The sequence below is a fragment of the Flavobacterium alvei genome (genome assembly GCF_002920895.1).
GTDB lineage: Bacteria > Bacteroidota > Bacteroidia > Flavobacteriales > Flavobacteriaceae > Flavobacterium > Flavobacterium alvei.
In genome coordinates, this window is sequence record NZ_PQVG01000005.1 from 1 (window position 1) to 18492 (window position 18492).

16 protein-coding genes are annotated in these 18492 nt (G+C 32.7%); 8 read left to right on the top strand and 8 right to left on the bottom strand.

Going from position 1 to position 18492, the window contains the following annotated elements; genetic code table 11:
- Positions 1-189: 189 nt before the first annotated feature.
- Both C3L50_RS09540 and aroC read right to left on the bottom strand, forming a co-directional pair.
- Positions 190-1446 carry a dicarboxylate/amino acid:cation symporter gene (locus C3L50_RS09540; RefSeq protein WP_103805959.1) on the bottom strand — a complete coding sequence of 419 codons (1257 nt, stop codon included), beginning with the start codon at positions 1444-1446 and terminating at the stop codon, positions 190-192.
- A gap of 75 nt (positions 1447-1521) precedes the next feature.
- Positions 1522-2586: a chorismate synthase gene (gene aroC, locus C3L50_RS09545; RefSeq protein WP_103805960.1), complete on the bottom strand. Its 1065-nt coding sequence runs from the start codon at positions 2584-2586 to the stop codon at positions 1522-1524.
- Between the two features lie 172 nt (positions 2587-2758).
- Here aroC and C3L50_RS09550 point away from each other — a divergent pair, with 172 nt between their 5' ends.
- The gene (locus C3L50_RS09550; protein ID WP_103805961.1) at positions 2759-3139 is read left to right on the top strand and encodes a RidA family protein; all 381 of its coding nucleotides are present in this window, start codon (positions 2759-2761) and stop codon (positions 3137-3139) included.
- On the opposite strand, the gene C3L50_RS09555 is transcribed toward C3L50_RS09550, so the two are convergent.
- From C3L50_RS09555 to C3L50_RS09575, 5 genes are all read right to left on the bottom strand, one after another.
- On the bottom strand, positions 3129-3500 hold the full coding sequence (locus C3L50_RS09555) for a methylglyoxal synthase (protein ID WP_103805962.1): 372 nt from the start codon (positions 3498-3500) through the stop codon (positions 3129-3131). The genes C3L50_RS09550 and C3L50_RS09555 overlap by 11 nt on opposite strands.
- Before the next feature lie 30 nt (positions 3501-3530).
- The gene (locus tag C3L50_RS09560; RefSeq protein ID WP_103805963.1) at positions 3531-4382 is read right to left on the bottom strand and encodes an N-acetylglucosamine kinase; all 852 of its coding nucleotides are present in this window, start codon (positions 4380-4382) and stop codon (positions 3531-3533) included.
- A 109-nt stretch (positions 4383-4491) separates the two neighbouring features.
- A complete protein-coding gene (gap, locus tag C3L50_RS09565; protein ID WP_103805964.1) occupies positions 4492-5496 on the bottom strand; it encodes a type I glyceraldehyde-3-phosphate dehydrogenase in 1005 nt (334 codons plus the stop codon).
- A gap of 97 nt (positions 5497-5593) precedes the next feature.
- Positions 5594-6580, bottom strand: a complete 987-nt coding sequence (gene pfkA / locus C3L50_RS09570) for a 6-phosphofructokinase (RefSeq protein ID WP_103805965.1) — start codon at positions 6578-6580, stop codon at positions 5594-5596.
- Positions 6581-6789: 209 nt separating this feature from the next.
- The gene (locus tag C3L50_RS09575; protein ID WP_243400360.1) at positions 6790-11223 is read right to left on the bottom strand and encodes a translocation/assembly module TamB domain-containing protein; all 4434 of its coding nucleotides are present in this window, start codon (positions 11221-11223) and stop codon (positions 6790-6792) included.
- 197 nt (positions 11224-11420) lie between these two features.
- Between C3L50_RS09575 and tsaD the strand changes: the two genes are divergently transcribed.
- The 7 genes from tsaD (at position 11421) to C3L50_RS09610 (ending at position 17781) form a co-directional block, all read left to right on the top strand.
- Positions 11421-12437 carry a tRNA (adenosine(37)-N6)-threonylcarbamoyltransferase complex transferase subunit TsaD gene (gene tsaD, locus C3L50_RS09580; RefSeq protein WP_103805966.1) on the top strand — a complete coding sequence of 339 codons (1017 nt, stop codon included), beginning with the start codon at positions 11421-11423 and terminating at the stop codon, positions 12435-12437.
- Between the two features lie 3 nt (positions 12438-12440).
- Positions 12441-13151 carry a 16S rRNA (uracil(1498)-N(3))-methyltransferase gene (locus tag C3L50_RS09585; protein ID WP_103805967.1) on the top strand — a complete coding sequence of 237 codons (711 nt, stop codon included), beginning with the start codon at positions 12441-12443 and terminating at the stop codon, positions 13149-13151.
- A 10-nt stretch (positions 13152-13161) separates the two neighbouring features.
- Positions 13162-13800 (top strand): DUF4159 domain-containing protein, encoded by a 639-nt coding sequence (locus C3L50_RS09590; protein WP_103806197.1) that lies wholly within the window; start codon positions 13162-13164, stop codon positions 13798-13800.
- 110 nt (positions 13801-13910) lie between these two features.
- Positions 13911-14858, top strand: a complete 948-nt coding sequence (locus C3L50_RS09595; RefSeq protein ID WP_103805968.1) for a zinc metalloprotease — start codon at positions 13911-13913, stop codon at positions 14856-14858.
- Between the two features lie 78 nt (positions 14859-14936).
- A complete protein-coding gene (locus tag C3L50_RS09600; protein WP_103805969.1) occupies positions 14937-16028 on the top strand; it encodes an AI-2E family transporter in 1092 nt (363 codons plus the stop codon).
- A gap of 2 nt (positions 16029-16030) precedes the next feature.
- A complete protein-coding gene (locus C3L50_RS09605) occupies positions 16031-17215 on the top strand; it encodes a class I SAM-dependent methyltransferase (protein WP_103805970.1) in 1185 nt (394 codons plus the stop codon).
- Positions 17215-17781, top strand: a complete 567-nt coding sequence (locus tag C3L50_RS09610; RefSeq protein WP_103805971.1) for a hypothetical protein — start codon at positions 17215-17217, stop codon at positions 17779-17781. Before C3L50_RS09605 ends, C3L50_RS09610 begins: the two co-directional genes overlap by 1 nt.
- Here C3L50_RS09610 and C3L50_RS09615 read toward each other — a convergent pair whose 3' ends face one another.
- Positions 17782-18432 (bottom strand): M15 family metallopeptidase, encoded by a 651-nt coding sequence (locus C3L50_RS09615; protein WP_103805972.1) that lies wholly within the window; start codon positions 18430-18432, stop codon positions 17782-17784.
- Between the last annotated feature and the right edge of the window lie 60 nt (positions 18433-18492).

An 18492-nucleotide genomic window follows, 5' to 3' on the forward strand; every position in this document is an offset into this window, starting at 1 on the left:
TCTTGAACAATTTGTAATTTAAAAGACATTGTGTAGTCCTTTTGGGTGCGCTTTACATAGCGGCTTTCTTGGGCGTTTTCCATAACGATGAATTTTGTGTATCGTTATTTCAGGACAAGACATATTTTACATATAAAAAACTCATTCGTTATTGAATGAGTTTTTTTTATATTTTCTATTTATTTTTTTCTATTCCGAATCCTCTCCCTCCCATTTTCCAACAACTGATGTTGCCAAAGCATTTCCTAAAACATTTGTTGCACTTCTGAACATATCACAAAAATGATCAATAGGCAAGATTAAAGCGATACCTTCAATTGGAATTTTAAACATTCCGCAAGTAGCTGCAACAATCACTAAACTAGCTCTTGGCACTCCTGCTATTCCCTTGCTAGTAAGCATCAAAACTAAAAGCATTGTCATTTGAGTTCCCATATCCAAATCGATTCCATAGGCTTGAGCGATAAATAAACTAGCAAAAGTCATATACATCATACTTCCATCTAAATTGAAAGAATAGCCCAAAGGCAACATAAACGCCACTATTTTATCTTTTATCCCAAAACGTTCCAATTCTTCAGTTAGCTTTGGAAAAACAGCTTCGCTACTGGTCGTACTAAAGGCAATGATTAACGGACCAACAATGTGATTCAATAATGTTTTCATTCTTTTGCCAAGAAATAGGAAACCAATAGCTAGAAGAAAAATCCATAAAGATCCTATTCCAACCAAAAATGACCCAAAAAATTTGATGTAAGTAAACACCAACTCATTTAAATCTTTGATAGCAAAAACTCCCGCAATAGCTCCAAAAACACCCATTGGAGCAAACTTCATTACATAATTCACCATTTTAAGAACGATATGAGATAACACTTCTATAAAATGAGTAACTGGTTTGGCATAAGTACCAATTGATGCTGCTGCTAATCCAAAAAAGATAGAGAAAATTACAATTTGAATAATTTCATTATTCGCCATTGCCTCAACAATGCTTTTGGGAATAATATGTTCTACAAAATTTTGGGTAGAAAAACTTTTGGTATTTCCTGTCACTTCTGCAGCAGTAGATAAATCAATATTAGACAAATTCAGTCCAACACCAGGTTGCAATACATTGACCCAAAATAATCCTATTAAAAGCGAAATAAAAGAAGCGCTAAAAAACCAACCTAATGCTTTTCCGCCCACTCTTCCAACGGTTTTTACATCTCCTAATTTAGCAATTCCAGGGACTAATGTACTAAAGACCAATAAAGCAATTATCATTTGCACCAATCGAATAAAAACAGTGGCCAATATTTTTATCTTATCACTAAATTCTTTGGCAAAAGTTGCATCATAATTATGATGAACAAAAATTCCAAAAAATGCTCCTAAAAGCATTGCAATAACAATTTGAACAGTAAGATTTCCTAAAAAGGATGTTTTTTTGGTTTCAGTCATTTTTTTTGGGTATTCAGCATAGAGAGCGTTCTGTTTGCAGTTCGAACTGAAACTACAAATTATAAACCCAGAATACTATTTAAAGTAAGTTTTATTTATCAAATAAAAATCTGCCAGTACTAGAGCTGCCATCGCTTCGACAATGGGCACTGCTCGAGGAACAACGCAAGGATCGTGACGCCCTTTTCCTGTCATTTCGGTAATATTTCCTTGATTGTCTAAGGATTCTTGCTTTTGCATAATGGTCGCCACAGGCTTGAAAGCAACTCTGAAATAAATATCCATTCCGTTGCTAATTCCACCTTGAATTCCGCCCGAAAGATTGGTTCTAGTAGTTCCGTCTGGATTGTATAAATCATTGTGTTCGCTTCCTTTCATTTTTGCGCCACAAAAACCACTTCCAAATTCAAATCCTTTTACAGCATTTATAGAAAGCATCGCTTTGCCTAATTCGGCGTGTAATTTGTCAAAAACCGGTTCGCCCAATCCAATTGGAACATTTTGAATCACACAAGTTACAGTTCCGCCAACAGTATCACCATCTTTTTTGATTACTTTGATGTATTCTTCCATTTCTGCAGCCATCTTTTCATCTGGACAACGCACTGGATTGCTTTCAATTTTTGAAAAATCTAATTCTTGATAAGGTTTTTCTAAAAATAATGGGCCAACAGAAGAAACGTAAGCATTGATTTTTATTTCAGGAAGAACTTGTTTTGCAATGGCTCCTGCCACTACTCTACTGGCTGTTTCACGAGCTGAACTTCGTCCGCCACCGCGATAATCTCGAACGCCATATTTTTTTTCGTACACATAATCGGCATGACTAGGTCTGTAATTGTCTTTTATGTGTGAATAATCGTCCGACTTTTGATTGGTATTTGGAATGATAAACCCGATTGGAGTTCCGGTAGTTTTACCTTCAAAAATTCCAGATAAAAATTGAACATCGTCTGGTTCTTTTCGTTGGGTCACAATTTTGGATTGCCCGGGTTTTCTGCGTGACATTTCGAGCTGAATAGCATCAAAATCTAATGCGATTCCAGATGGACATCCGTCAATTATTCCGCCTAAAGCTTCTCCGTGTGATTCTCCAAAAGTGGTTATTCTAAATAGGGTTCCGTAGCTATTTCCTGCCATTATAATTAGTTTTGAACAAATATAATATTTTAGTTCAAAGTTCAAAAGTTAAAAGTACGAAGATTTGAATATCATTTCATAATCAACTGATTATTAATTCTTTTTTTATCTTTTGTAAATTGAAATTAATTTTTATATAAAATTTTACTCAAAAAAATTATACCTTTGTTTTATGAAAAAAATAATCTTCACCGAAAAATCACCAGCGCCTATTGGACCATACAATCAGGCTGTTCTTAAAGGAAATACTCTTTACACTTCAGGTCAAATTGCTATAAATCCAGCAACTGGCGAATTGGTCGTTTCCGATATCGAAAGCGAAACCAAACAAGTTATGGAAAACATGAAAGCCGTTCTTGAAGCAGCTGGAATGACATTCGAAAATGTTGTAAAATCAACTATATTCATTATGAATATGAATGATTTTGGGACTATCAATAGCGTTTATGGTTCTTATTTTGACGAAAAAACCGCTCCAGCTCGTGAAACGGTTCAAGTGGCGGGTTTGCCAAAAAATGTAAATGTCGAAATTTCTATGATTGCTATTTTATAGCTATAGCATCTATGAATAATTGAGCCGAAGCTTCATTTGTAGCTAATGGAACGTTGTGCACATCGCAAACACGCAACAACATATTCACATCCGATTCGTGTGCGTGACTTGATAAAGGGTCTTTGAAAAACAAGACCATTTTAGTTTTTCCTTCAGCAACTCTTCCTGCAATTTGAGCATCGCCTCCTTGTGGACCAGAAAGCATTTTTTTTACTTTAAAGCCAGCACTTTCGGCCTTTGATCCTGTTGTGCCAGTACCAATAAGTTTTATATCTTCTCGTTGCAAAACCGTTTTGTTTTTGTTTAAAAACTGAACCATATCGGCTTTTTTACCGTCGTGAGCAATAATTGCTATTTCCATTTTCAAATTAATATAAAATCTGTTAAAGAATTATTTGTTGGCAACATGATATGCAATAAGGCCATCTATTGGTCGTCTCAATACATTTCCTAATTTCATTTCATATTTATCAAACATAACTTGCAGTTCTTCTTTTAGATAAAATGCTATCGAACCTACGAAATGTACAGGAACTTCTTTACAATTATCATATTGTTGAACATAGTTTTTGATGAAAGATTTCATCCCTTTGAAAATGATTTTTTGACAAAATGGATGCTCTTTATTTTGGATAAGAAACTTTGCAAATGTGGCTAAATAGGCATTTGGATTAGGTTCTTTGTATAATTTATTTTTAATGAAATCAGGATCTAAATCATACTCTTTTTCAAATTCTACTGCCAATTCTTTAGGCATTTTATTGAAATAATATTTTCTGATTAATTCTTTACCAAGCACATTACCACTACAATCATCCATCACGATGTATCCTAATGATTGCACTTTTTGATGCAAAACTTTCCCGTCAAAATAACTACAGTTTGACCCTGTTCCAAGAATGCTAACAATGGCTTCTTCTCCTTTTGGGGTTGTAGCATACACCGCAGCATAAGTATCTTCTTGAACGTCAACAATTGCATTTGGAAAATAGTCTTGAAAAATTCTAGAAAGATCGATTTTCATTCTATCGGTTCCACATCCTGCACCATAAAAGAATAGATGTGTTGCTTTTTCTTTATTTTGCAAAATATCAAAACGATCGTTTAATCTTTCGACTATTTCATTTCCATCAAGAATTTCAGGATTTAAGCCTAATGTTTGTGTGGTGAAAAGTATTTTTCCATCTTCATCAATTGCAATCCAATCGGCTTTTGTAGAGCCGCTATCCACTAATAATCTCATTGGGTTTCAAGTTTTAGGTTTCAGGTTTTAGGTGGACTAAAAACTAAAAAAAATTAATAAAAAAATCCCGCTAAAATAAATCTAACGGGATTTTGCTTTGTAAATATAATTATTTTAAGCTTGTGATATGCACAGCAAGGTCAATTAATTTGCTTGAATACCCATACTCATTATCATACCAAGATACTAGTTTGAAGAAAGTTGAATTCAAACCGATTCCTGCAGTAGCATCAATGATTGAAGTTCTTTTATCAGAAATAAAATCTTGAGAAACAACAGCATCTTCAGTATATCCTAAGATACCTTTCATTGTAGTTTCAGAAGCATTTTTCAAAACAGCCATAATTTCAGCATAAGAAGTTTCTTTAGCTACTTTTACAGTTAAATCTACTGTAGAAACGTCTGCAGTTGGAACACGGAAAGCCATTCCTGTTAATTTACCATCTAAAGAAGGGATAACTTTTCCTACTGCTTTTGCAGCTCCTGTTGAAGATGGAATAATATTAATTGCAGCAGCACGTCCACCTCTCCAGTCTTTTCTTGAAGGACCATCGGCAGTCATTTGAGTTGAAGTTGTAGCGTGAACAGTTGTCATTAAAGCTTCAACAATTCCAAAATTATCATTGATTACTTTAGCTAAAGGAGCTAAACAGTTTGTTGTACAAGAAGCATTAGAAACTACTAAATCTGAAGCTTGTGCAGTTTCGTGGTTTACTCCCATAACAAACATTGGAGCATCAGCAGAAGGAGCAGAAATAATTACTTTTTTGGCACCTCCTTTGATGTGCTCGTTTGCAGTTGCAACAGTTGTAAAAATACCTGTACATTCAGCTACTACATCCACATCTACTTCATTCCATTTCAAGTCAGCTGGGTTTCTTTCAGCAGTAATACGGATATTTTTTCCGTTTACATATAATTTACCTTCTTTTACTTCAACAGTTCCATCAAAACGACCGTGAACTGAATCATATTTTAATAAATAAGCCAAATGATCTACATCTAACAAATCGTTGATTGCTACAACTTCTACATTGTCTCTATTAAAAGATTCTCTAAAAACGATTCTTCCAATTCTACCGAATCCATTGATTCCTAATTTTACTTTTGACATTTTTTGTTTGCTTTAGGCTTAAAGAACCCTCTTTAAGCGGATTAATTATTAATTTATTATTGTTTATTATTTAATTATTCTTTTGGACAAAGCCATATTAAATCGACATGATTTCAGAAACTCGAAGCAATTCTCTATCAATTACCGATTCTCCTTTTATAGCTTGTAATAATGGTGTTAGGGTAACCTCGTCATTTAACATACCCACCATAAAATTTGATTTTCCTTCTATTAGACTTTCTACTGCTTTCACACCTAATCTACTAGCCAAAACTCTATCGTAGCAAGAAGGCGCACCACCTCTTTGCATATGTCCTAAAACTGACACACGAATATCATATTCTGGTAAATTAGCTTCAACAAAATCTTTTAATTCGAATACGTTTTTACCAATTTTATCTCCTTCGGCAATGACTACAATACTAGATGATTTTCCAGTTGCTTTACTCTTTTGAAGTGATTCTAGCAATCTTTCTAATCCTAATTCAGCTTCTGGAATCAAAATTTCTTCAGCTCCTCCACCAATTCCAGCATTTAAAGCAATATGTCCAGCATCACGCCCCATTACTTCTACAAAGAACAAACGGTTGTGTGAACTTGCTGTATCCCGAATTTTATCGATACATTCAACTACTGTATTCAATGCTGTATCGTATCCTAAAGTATGGCTGGTTCCGTAAATATCGTTGTCTATAGTTCCTGGAATTCCCATAACTGGAAAACCATATTCTTGATTGAAAATTTCAGCACCTGTAAAACTTCCGTCTCCTCCAATTATTACTAAGGCATCAACTCCTACTTTTGTAAGTTCATCAAAAGCTTTTTTACGTCCTTCTGGAGTTCTAAACTCTTTTGAACGAGCCGATTTAAGGATTGTTCCTCCTTTATTGATTATATTATGAACACTTCTTGCTCCCATTTCAATAAAGTCACCTTCAATCATTCCTTGGTAACCTCTATATATTCCTACACATTCTATGTTGTGATAAGCGCAAGTTCTAACTACTGATCTAATAGCTGCATTCATCCCTGGTGAGTCTCCTCCAGAAGTTAATACACCTACCTTTTTTATTGTTTTTGACATTATTTAAGTATTAAAAGCGTAAATTTAATAAACATTCGGCAATTTTAAACCTTTGTTTTTAATAAATTAGTAAAACCCCTCAAATTCAAACGTTATCGTTAATAAGTTACATATTTATTGTAATAAAAATAATAATTGCCTTGAGAAACGTTAATTTAATGCAATACTATTTTTATTAACTTACTAATTTATGCGAATTCAAAATGAGTTTAGTCTTCCTCTGGAGCTCGCCCTTCTGAGTTGGGATTTAGCACCTTCGAATTGGGTTTATTCGATTTGGATGGGTCACTTTTTTCAGGTGCAAAATTGGAATCGTGGTCTATTACTCCTGGATTTGGAGCTTTTTCGATTTTTGTATTTTTAAATATTTTATTAGCTAACTCTTTGAAAGTATCAAAATCTACTTCGTATGAAATACCAACTCCCTGAGTATAACCAATTCCTTCTCCTATATAACTAATGTCGTTTTCTCTATTAAAAAAGCGCAGATTTACGGTTCCATCTTCATTAACTCTATATAAAATTTCGACATCACCAACAACCGCTGTTTGATTTATTCCCCCAAAAGGGACTCCGACTTTTCCGTTTATGGTAATTCTGTCATTAATTTTAGAAGAAATTGAAGCTACAAATCTTCCGTCAGTTTCTTGTCCTGTAGTTTTATCGGCTCCAATAATATCTAAATTTACTTGAAATTTTTCGTCATCAGAGTGTATCATACTTGTTAATAGACTTGAAGCCGTTTCAAATGCACTTTGCGATAATGCGGATTGACTCACCCCATCGGAACTTAAAAAACTTCCTGTAGATAACAAATATAAAGCTTGTGTTTGTCTTACTTCTTTGTCATTTAATTTATATTCTATTTCGGATTTCATCACATTACTCACCGTTGGAAATTCAAAATTAAAATCCGGTTCTGGACTTGTCAAATCTCCTCGAACACCTATAACAACATTTACATCAATCTTTTTATTATAAGAACTATTTTCTAGCAAAACAGAGGGATTAGCAGAGGCTTTATAAACAGCTTCTAAATTCAAACGGGCTTTCATCGGATTGCCTTCCCAAGAAATATAGCCTCCTTTTTTTACTATAAATTTTTTGTCGATTATACCTCCATATTTAAAATTATACTCTCCTTCATAGGCTTGAAAATCTCCCCACATATTAAACTTTCCTAATGTGTTTATTTTAAGAAGTAAGGTTCCATTTCCTTTTCCTTTCATTCCATGACCTGTGTTTCGATCTAAAATAACTTCTACTTCGGCATTTGGTGTAATATCTAAGTCAAACTCTAGTTCAAGCCCTTTGTAATTTCTAGAATTATCTACAATTCCTTTTTTAATATTAAACTTTTCTTTGGCCGTTAAAAAATGTAAAAAATCATTTTCGCTGACACTTTCCGAATCATTTATAGGGATTTTTAATGACGATCCTTTTTCAGATTTTGCATCAACTTTAATAAACAAAGCATTTGTTGGGCCTTTGATGGTTGCTGTTCCATTAATAAAGGCAACTCCATAATAAGCAGCGTCTTCAGAATCTTTGGTGTCAAGTACTAATAATCGCTTTGAATTAATTCCTAAATCCAATTTCCAATCTGAAAAATTACGGTGTTCTACACTTCCGTTCAAATACCCTTTGGTTCCAAATTTTGTATCGGTAAGCAGATCGTTTTTAAACAAAAACTTCTCGTCTGTCAAATCTACAATAGACCTTTTATTTAAGGTATAATCAACATTCAAATAAGGAATTTTTAATCCCGCATCATCTATATAAATACGCCCATTAATTTCGGGCTTATTAATATTGCCTTCAATACTGGCACTCCCTGTTGCAAAACCTCTAATATTCGAAACGACTTCACCGCCAAGCGGGCTTAAAATCCCCAGATTGAACTTGTCTAATTTTAACTGCAAGTTCAAAATGGTATTTTTATCTTCTATTTCAAAACTTCCATTAACCCCGAAAGACTCTACATTTTCATTTTCGATTGAGGAGTTAAGATAGAATTTTTTTAAACTTTCATCTCCTGTAATATCAAAATCCAAATTCCCTAAATTGGTATTATTAATATTTAATTTGTCTATTTGAATAGAAGCTGTGGGCTGAAAAACATTTACATTCTGTTTATAATTGACTAATGCATTCAGATTTCCATTGATGACAAATTTCGGATCAGATGGAGTAATTTGATTTAAATCAACATTTTTAAAACTCAATTTCAAATCTTTATACGTACTTCCTTTTATATCACCCAAAAAGGTAATTTCTTGTTCATTATGAGTTAGTATAATATTGTCAAAATTGAAATTTTTGAATGATTTATCAAAAACAATTTGATTATTAGATGTCTCTTTTTCATTCAAATACCAGAGATAATCTTTAAGTTTTATTTCGGATTTATTTAGTCCAACTACATTATTATTGTCTTTATTTATTGTGTGATACAAATTCAGATTAAAGTAATCTTGACCTTTTGAGCCTCCCTTAAACTCTGTACGAAAGAATAAAGTATCTTTCATTGTTACGTTTATCAAACTAAAATCTCGTATTTTATAATACTTAGTTTTGATGCTATCAAGTTCAATAAAAGCATTATACAACGGGTTTTTATTGTCAACTTTCACCCTAATATTATCGAAAGTATTGGTCGAAGCCGTGATTTTTGGCGAATTAAAATTGAGCTTAAATTCTCGACTATCTGAGTTAATATTTCCCTTTACGACTGTATGGGTAGCAATAGAAATTTCTGGATAAAAAATTTCGATTATTTTATTATAAATTGTAAAATTAAATTTCAAAAACTGCCCTTTTTTTACCGCAATAGGTTTGTAATTGGTATAAAGACTTCCTAGTGAATTGGTAACTAAATTTTGTAATTGATTGAATTGGAATTTTCCAACAATTTCACCTTCAACGATATCGGGAGAGTTTACTGTAATGGTTCTCACACGGTTTGAATCAAAAGTAGAATTGATATATAAATCATCAAAACGATACGTTGCTTTTGTGTTTTGATAAATGACTTGATTAACAAACACATCACCTTGTAGATTGTCTATTGTATTTCCTGCTAATTTCACCACAATATCTCCTTTGAATTTGGAAATAGCATCTTTCATGAAATTTAATTTTTTCAAATCAGCATTTTCAACATTGATATGAAAATCATATTTTGGTTGTTTTTTACTCAAATCGACCAAACCGTCAAAATTCAAATTCAAATTAGGATCATTGGCTTTGATTTGTCCTTTATATAGTCCTTTATTAAAATTTCCGTTCAGACCAATATTTGAATAAGTGTATTGGTTGTAATTTATTTTAGAAATTTCTCCTTTTAGAGTTGTATTCAAATATTTTTCAGAAAAACCGATACCATCAACATCCAAATTCAAACTTGTTTTTCCAATATCTTTTCGGTTAATGAAAGCGCCAATGTCAAAATCATCTAAGATAACCGTGCCATCATAGGCTGCCTTGTCTGTTAAATTCATGTTTTTTATTCTCAAATCAGAATTTAGATTACCAATTTGAGAGCTCATTGCAAAATTTGCGTCTAATGAAGTTGTAGTAACCTGAGCATCGCCTATCAAATTAATTGTACCCAATTTTTTCAAAATCACAGGCAATCTCTTACCCAAAACATTAGGCAAAATGGTTACTAAATCATCATAATTTGTAGAAAGTCTATCAAAGTTGGCATTCATATAAAATGCTCTGCCTTGACTTGGAAAAAAATTTTTAAAATTTATATTTCCAACAATTTGAGATTTCTTAGAGTCTATTAATCTTAAGTTCGATAATACCAAATTATTTAACGGTCCTTTGATTCTTCCCTTAATTTTAAACAGTTGATTTTTACCCAATTCATCATAAAAACAACGAATATCATTCGATGCCAAAGTTGCTTTTTCGAGTTGAATATCAAAGGCTACTTTATCGGTAAAATGAGCGAAATCCTCAATTTCATAATTCATCACCACCGATCCTTTTACTTTTGATTCTTTGGTAATTAATTCCAAATTTTCGAGTTTAATATGCTTTGTAGTATAACTAAATTTGGTTTTTAAATCTTCTACAAAAATACCTCGATGATCTTGAAATGATAATTCATTGACAGTTGTACTCACTTCTGGTCCATAGATTCTTAAGGCTGTGGCGGCTAAATTAATTTTTGTGAAATCGACATCTTTCGGGTTTTCTCTATTTTCATCAATTAGAGAATACCTTCCGTTTGTAATTTTTACTTTGGTCGCCGTTAACAAAAAATGCTCTTTAGATGGTGGAGCCCCTGTATCAAAAGCGGCAACAAATTTATCAAGATTGGAAATTTTTTCTTTTTTGTAAGTTTTCATATTGAAATACAAACCATCGGCTGCAATATCGCCAAAAATCAAATTGACATTCATCAATTTATCAAAGTCTAAAATATTGGTTTTGATACGATTGGCATAAATAAGAGTATCTTTGTGATGATCTAAAATCAATACTTTTTTGAGTTTTACTCCACCAAAAACGGTTAGCGAAACTTGTTCGACATTGATGTTTGTCTTATATTTTTCGTTGACAGCATTTGTCACATAATTTCCAATTGCAGTTTGAACAAAAGGTAGTGTCAATGCAATGCCAAGTACCAATAATAGTAGGATAAGTCCAAGAAGGATACGTAATACTATTTTAATTATTTTTTTGATACCTACTGTAATTTTAATGAAATGAAAAATATATTTGCCCCTTTAAAGAAAGTCTCTTTGATAAAAATTCTTTAATTTTGGCTTCTCCGTAACGTTTCTATTACGGATTGTCAAATATAATTCAAAATTTGTGCCTTTTTATGCAAAATTCCGAGGTTTTTATTCTTGCTATCGAAAGTTCTTGCGATGACACTGCTGCAGCTGTTTTACAAAACGATAAAGTTCTGTCAAATGTTGTTGCTAATCAATTGATTCACAATCAATACGGAGGTGTTGTGCCAGAACTTGCTTCTCGTGCTCACCAACAAAACATTGTTCCTGTTATTGATGCTGCACTTCGCAAAGCGAATATAACAAAAGAGCAATTATCTGCCATTGCCTTTACTCAAGGTCCTGGATTAATGGGTTCTTTATTGGTTGGGAGCTCGTTTGCCAAGTCATTATCGTTGGCTTTAAACATCCCGCTAATTGCTGTAAATCATATGCAAGCACATATTTTGGCTCATTTTATTGACGAAGAAGGGTTTGACAAACCAACATTTCCTTTTTTGGCCTTAACTATTTCGGGTGGACATACTCAAATCGTGAAAGTAAACCATTTTTTTGACATGGAAATTATTGGAGAAACCACCGACGATGCTGTGGGAGAAGCTTTCGATAAAAGTGCTAAAATACTAGGACTTCCCTATCCTGGTGGACCATTAGTAGATAAATATGCTAAGCTTGGAAACCCAAAAGCATTTGTATTTACCAAACCAAAAGTTCCCGGATTAGATTTCAGTTTCTCGGGATTGAAAACGGCCATTTTGTATTTTATCCAAAAGAAAAAACTAGAAAATCCGAATTTCATCGAAGAAAATCTTAATGATATTTGTGCCTCCATTCAACATACCATCATCGAAATATTGATGGATAAATTAAAAATGGCTGTCAAAGAAACAGGCATCAATCAAATTGCTATTGGCGGAGGAGTTTCGGCTAATTCTGGCATTCGAAACACTTTGACCGAAAATAAATACGGTTGGAAAACCTACATTCCAAAATTTGAATACACTACCGATAATGCTGCAATGATTGGAATTGTAGGTTATCAAAAGTTTTTATCCCAAAATTTTGAAACTTCTTCTGTGGTTTCGAAAGCACGAATTCAATTCTAAACTATGCAATTATTTTACAATCCAACAATTGATGAAACCACCGAAACCTTTTCTTTTGACAAAGAAGAAAGCAAACATATCATCAAAGTATTGCGAAAAAAAGATTCCGATATTTTGTTTGTAACCAATGGGTTCGGCTTGCTATTCAAAACCGAAATCACTTTAGCGTCGGACAATAAATGCACGGTTCAAATTCTTTCTTTTGAAAAAGTAGAACCTTCAAAATATCAGTTACATTTAGCCGTTGCGCCCACCAAAATGAATGACCGCTACGAATGGTTTTTAGAAAAAGCCACCGAAATTGGCATTAACGAAATAACCCCAATTATATGTGATCGTTCTGAAAGAAAAGTGATTAACAAAGAACGTTTTGAGAAAATTTTACTAACGGCTATGAAGCAATCGAATGTTTTATTTCTTCCTAAATTGAATGACGCTATCAGTTTCAAGGAATTTATAAAACGCAAAAACGATGGTTTAAATTTAATCGCACACTGCGAGGAAACCGATAAAAAAACTCTAAAATCAGTTTTAAAAACCAATGAAAACGTCACTTTATTGATTGGCCCCGAAGGCGATTTCTCTGAAAAAGAAATTGCATTGGCAGTCGAAAATAATTTTATTGCGGTTTCATTAGGAAATACACGATTAAGAACCGAAACGGCTGCTGTAGTTGCTTGTCATAGTGTTGTTTTTTTTAATGAAAGTATCTAAATCAAAACTAATGAAGAGACTGTTTTATTTATTGTTGCTAATTTCTTGCTCCTCTTTTTCACAAGAAATTGCCTTGCTGAAATACAGTGGTGGTGGCGATTGGTATGCTAATCCTACTTCATTACCCAATTTGATAAAATACTGTAACACCAACATCAACACCAAAATAAAACCCAAACCAGCTACTGTAGAACCTAGTAGTCCCGACTTATTTTCCTATCCTTTTGTTCACATGACTGGTCACGGAAATGTAGTTTTTAGTGATACCGACGTTCGCAATCTGAGAAATTACTTGACTTCGGGAGGTTTTATTCATATTGATGACAATTACGGAATGGATCAATACATTAGAAAAGAAATAGCGAAACTATTTCCCAATACCAATTTGGTAGAAATTCCCGCCAATCATCCTATTTTTCAAAAACCGAATTTGTTCGCCAATGGTTTACCAAAAATTCACGAACACGACGGAAAACGACCACAAGCTTTTGGGATTTTTATAGATAATAGATTGGTTCTTCTTTATACTTATGAATGTGATTTGGGGGATGGATGGGAAGATGCTGAAGTAAACAACGATCCTCTAGCAGTTCGCGAAAAAGCATTAAAAATGGGTGCTAATATTTTGAATTATATTTTTAATAATTAAACTACAACCATATGTAAATGTCTTTTATGTAAAATATTTGCCAATTTGACAAATTTGTTATATAATTGTTAAAAATTAACTTAAACCACTAATTATACAACACTTTTATTATGAAAAAAATTATCTTATCGGCAGCAGTTGTACTGATGCTTATTTCTTGTCAAAACGAATCAACTGAACCAACAACTAGTGCTATTACTCATCGTCTCTGTGCTTCACACGATGTTCTTCAGGAGCAATTAGAAGCCGATCCAACTTTAGCCATTAGAATGAACGAAATTGAAGCTTTTACGCAAAATAGAATTTCAAAATCAAATTTTAGATTAGTTAATGGTAAAGTTGTAATTCCAGTTGTAGTAAATGTTTTGTACCGAACTGCTTCCGAAAATATTTCTGATGCTCAAATACAATCTCAAATTGATGTATTAAATCAAGATTTTACTGCTACAAACACTGATTTTGGTAGTGTTCCTGCAGAATGGTCAGCAATAGCGGCAAATGTTGGAATTACTTTTGAGTTAGTAACTATCAACAGAAAATCTACATCTAAAACTTCTTGGGGAACGAGAGATGCTATGAAAAGTACTAAAAAAGGAGGTTTAGACCCTACTTCACCAACAACGACTCTTAATCTTTGGGCTTGTACTATTGGTGGTGGAATTTTGGGTTATGCACAATTTCCTGGTGGTTCATCTTCTACTGACGGAGTTGTGATTGATTCAAAATATTTTGGTCTTTCTGGCACAGCAAGTTATCCTTATAATTTAGGTAGAACAGGAACTCATGAAGTGGGTCACTGGATGAATTTACGTCATATTTGGGGAGATGCTTCTTGCGGAAATGACTTAGTTGCCGATACTCCAGTTGCTAAAACTTCAAACTTTGGAGTACCTGCATATCCTTATGTAAGCACTTGTTTGCCAGCACACAACGAAATGACAATGAATTATATGGATTATACTGACGATAGAGGAATGTATATGTTTACAAACGGTCAAAAAGCAAGAATGGCTGCCATATTTGTATCTGGTGGTCCAAGAGCTGCAATTGGTCAGTAATGTTATGTTTCATACGAATACAAAAACTCGCTATTTTTAGCGAGTTTTTTTTATCTTTATCCTCAAAATTATTCAAAGATGATTACATCAAAAATTATTGCAAACGGTATTTTAAGAGCTATTGCCATTTTAGTTTTTACAGCACTATCATTCTATTTTTTATATTTAATCCAATCGGTTTTAATTTATCTGGTCGTGGCTTTAATCCTTACTTTAATAGGAAATCCAATCCTTGATTTCTTTAAGAAAAAATTAAAATTCAAACATACTTTGGCTACTATTGCAACTGTTTCAATATTTATTATGCTTATTGCTGGTTTTATTTTGATGTTTATCCCATTAATTACTTCTCAAGGAGAAAATTTATCCTTGCTAAAATCTGCTGAAATAGAACGTAATATCACTCAATTAAAAACCCAAACTTTCACCTTTTTAGAAAATCATAATATTGACACCTCCAGAATGATGAAAGAAGCCAATTTAGCTTCCAAAATAAATTTAAATTTTATACCTAATTTCTTGAACTCCATTTTAGGAACCATTAGCAGTTTCGGCATCGGATTAGCCTCTGTATTATTTATTACTTTTTTCTTTCTCAAAGACCGATTAATGTTCATCATTGGTGCTAAAAAAATAATTCCAGATACTCACGAAGAGAAGATTCTGAATTCAGCACACAAAATAAATCATTTGCTTTCTCGCTATTTTATTGGCTTATTGCTTCAATTATTTATTGTGTTTATTTTGTATATCATTGTATTGTTCATCTTTGATATTCCAAATTTGTTCATCATTGCGTTTTTATGTGCCGTTTTAAACATTGTTCCCTACATTGGCCCATTAATTGCGTCGATTTTGGCAGCTATTCTAACGATGTTGAGCAACTTAGGTTCCGATTTTCAAACCATAATATTACCCACCACAATTTATGTTTTGATAGGATTTTGGATTGTGCAAATTATTGACAACAACTTGTCACAACCCCTAATTTTTTCTAAAAGTGTTAGTTCACATCCTTTAGAAATTTTCCTTGTTATCTTGATTGCAGGATTCTTATCTGGAATTTTAGGAATGATCATTGCCGTTCCTTTATACACCATTTTGAAAGTTATTGGAAAAGAATTTTTTCCAGAAAACAAGGTGATTCAATTGTTTACTAAAAATATTTAATTTTGGATTTAAAAATACTAAATCCTGAAATTCAACAATTTATCAATAACAATCTTGATAAAAATATTGCCCAATTAGCTTTGCAAAAAAATCCATTTCCTGAAATAGAATGGATTACTATTTTGAATCAAATTGAAGCTAAAACCAAATCAAAAGACAAACTACCTCATTGGTTTACGGCTAAAAACATCATTTATCCGAGCAAAATATCGGTTGAACAAACCTCATCTGAAAAAACAGCTTCCTACAAATCAGAACTAGTTTCTGGTGAAAGTCTAATTGATTTAACCGGAGGTTTTGGTGTTGACGATTTTTATTTTGCCAAAAAAATAAAAGAGGTAACTCATTGCGAAATCAATCCAGAACTCTCTCAAATCGTTCAACACAACTTCGAACAATTAAACGTAAAAAACATTGATTGTCAGTCGGGAGATAGTTTAGAAATTTTGGCAAAATCAAACTCTAAATACGATTGGATTTACATTGATCCTTCTAGAAGAAATGATACCAAAGGCAAAGTATTTATGCTCAAAGATTGTTTGCCCAATGTTCCTGAACATCTTGATTTTTTATTTAATTCTTCGGATAAAATTCTAATCAAAACAGCACCTCTACTCGATATTTCCGCTGGGTTATCTGAACTTAAAAATGTAAAATCGATACATATTGTAGCTTTAGAAAATGAAGTCAAGGAATTATTATGGGAATTACACAGAGATTATTTTGGAAAAACAAACTTAAAAACCGTCAATATTGTCAAGAAAAATCGTGAAACTTTCGAATTTGTTTTGGATGAAAATTCTATAATTCCTGAATATGGTTTACCCGAAAAATATCTTTATGAACCCAACAGCGCCATAATGAAATCTGGCGGATTTGATGAAGTGAGTGCTTTTTATAAACTCAAAAAGTTGCACAAACATTCGCATTTATACACGAATTCAGCAATTATTTCTTTTTCTGGTCGAATTTTCGAAATTGAAAATACTATTTCCTATCACAAAAATGAGATGAAAAATTTCCTACAAGGAAAACAAGCTAATATCACCACCCGAAATTTTCCAGAAACGGTTGAAAGCATTCGCAAAAAATGGAAAATAAAAGAAGGTGGACATCACTATTGTTTTTTTACAACTGATGAAAATGACAATAAAATAGTCTTAATTTGCAAAAAAATTACATCCTAATGAAACGAGTTTCCCTACTATTTTTTTTACTACTAAGTAGTTATTTATTTGCCCAAAAAACCTGTGAGTATAGCGCCGACGTAAAAGATTCAATTGGAACCTATAAATTGACCAAGGAATATCTAATTTACGAAAAGAATTTCGCTGGGAATAACAGTTATATCTTTCTCTCTTTGGCTTTGACCGATGGTACTCCAACTTTGAATATACAAATGATTCAAAAAAGCAAAGAATTTATGAAAGCCAATTGTTTTGACAAAAATTCAAAGTTATTTTTTCAATTAAATAATGGAAAAATAGTAACCTTACTACATATTGATCAAGAAAATTGTGGCTCCTTGGTTCGGGATGGAAATGGCTTTGACAACAGACTTTTAGTCGGGAATTTTATGTTTATAAAAGGTACTATGGAAGATTTGAAAAGTTCTCCTGTGAATCTAATGCGTATCAAATATTTGACCGATATAGAAGATTATGTGTTACGCAAAGAAATTACTTCGGAGCTTGACACTAAGGTCTATGAACCCGAAAATTACTTCCTAAATTATTTACACTGCATTCAATAATTAATCACATTTCCATTTGGTATTCGAAACTTTGTCGTTTGAAGCCGTTTTCAAATTGTAATGCCACCACTCTGAATCTAAAGGATTAAAACCATTTTGAATCATTGTGGTTTTTAATAATTCTCTGTTATTTTTTATTTCCTGCGAAAGATTTTGATAATTATGACTGGCTTCAATACCAAAAAAATCAAAAGAGGTTCCCATATCGAGTGCTTTTCCGTTAGCATCGACTAAAGTGATATCGACAGCTCCACCTCTATTGTGAATCGAACCTTTGCTTGGATCGGCAACATAGGAAGGGTTGGGTACAATTTTCCACATCCTTTTTTGAATGTCTAAAGGGCGGTAACAATCGAATATTTTGATTTTGTACCCCATTTTTATAAAATCGGCATTGGCACTAATCAATGCTTTAATGGTTTTTAATCGCAAAAAACATTCGGCACAATCATAAACTTTGGCTTTCAAAAAATTGTCTGAGGTGGCATATTTCATATCATAAACAAAATCTTGACTGTAGTCTTTCAAATTAACGAATGCTGTATCACTCACTATTTCGACTTTTTTGGGCGCAGTAACAGTTTGTGATTTACATGAATAAACACATAGAATTGCACAAAAAACAAAGATAGGTTTGATATTGAAAATCATGATTTTTATTGAACTTAAATCGATTGATACATTTTCAAATTTGGCAACTACTCCTTAAAA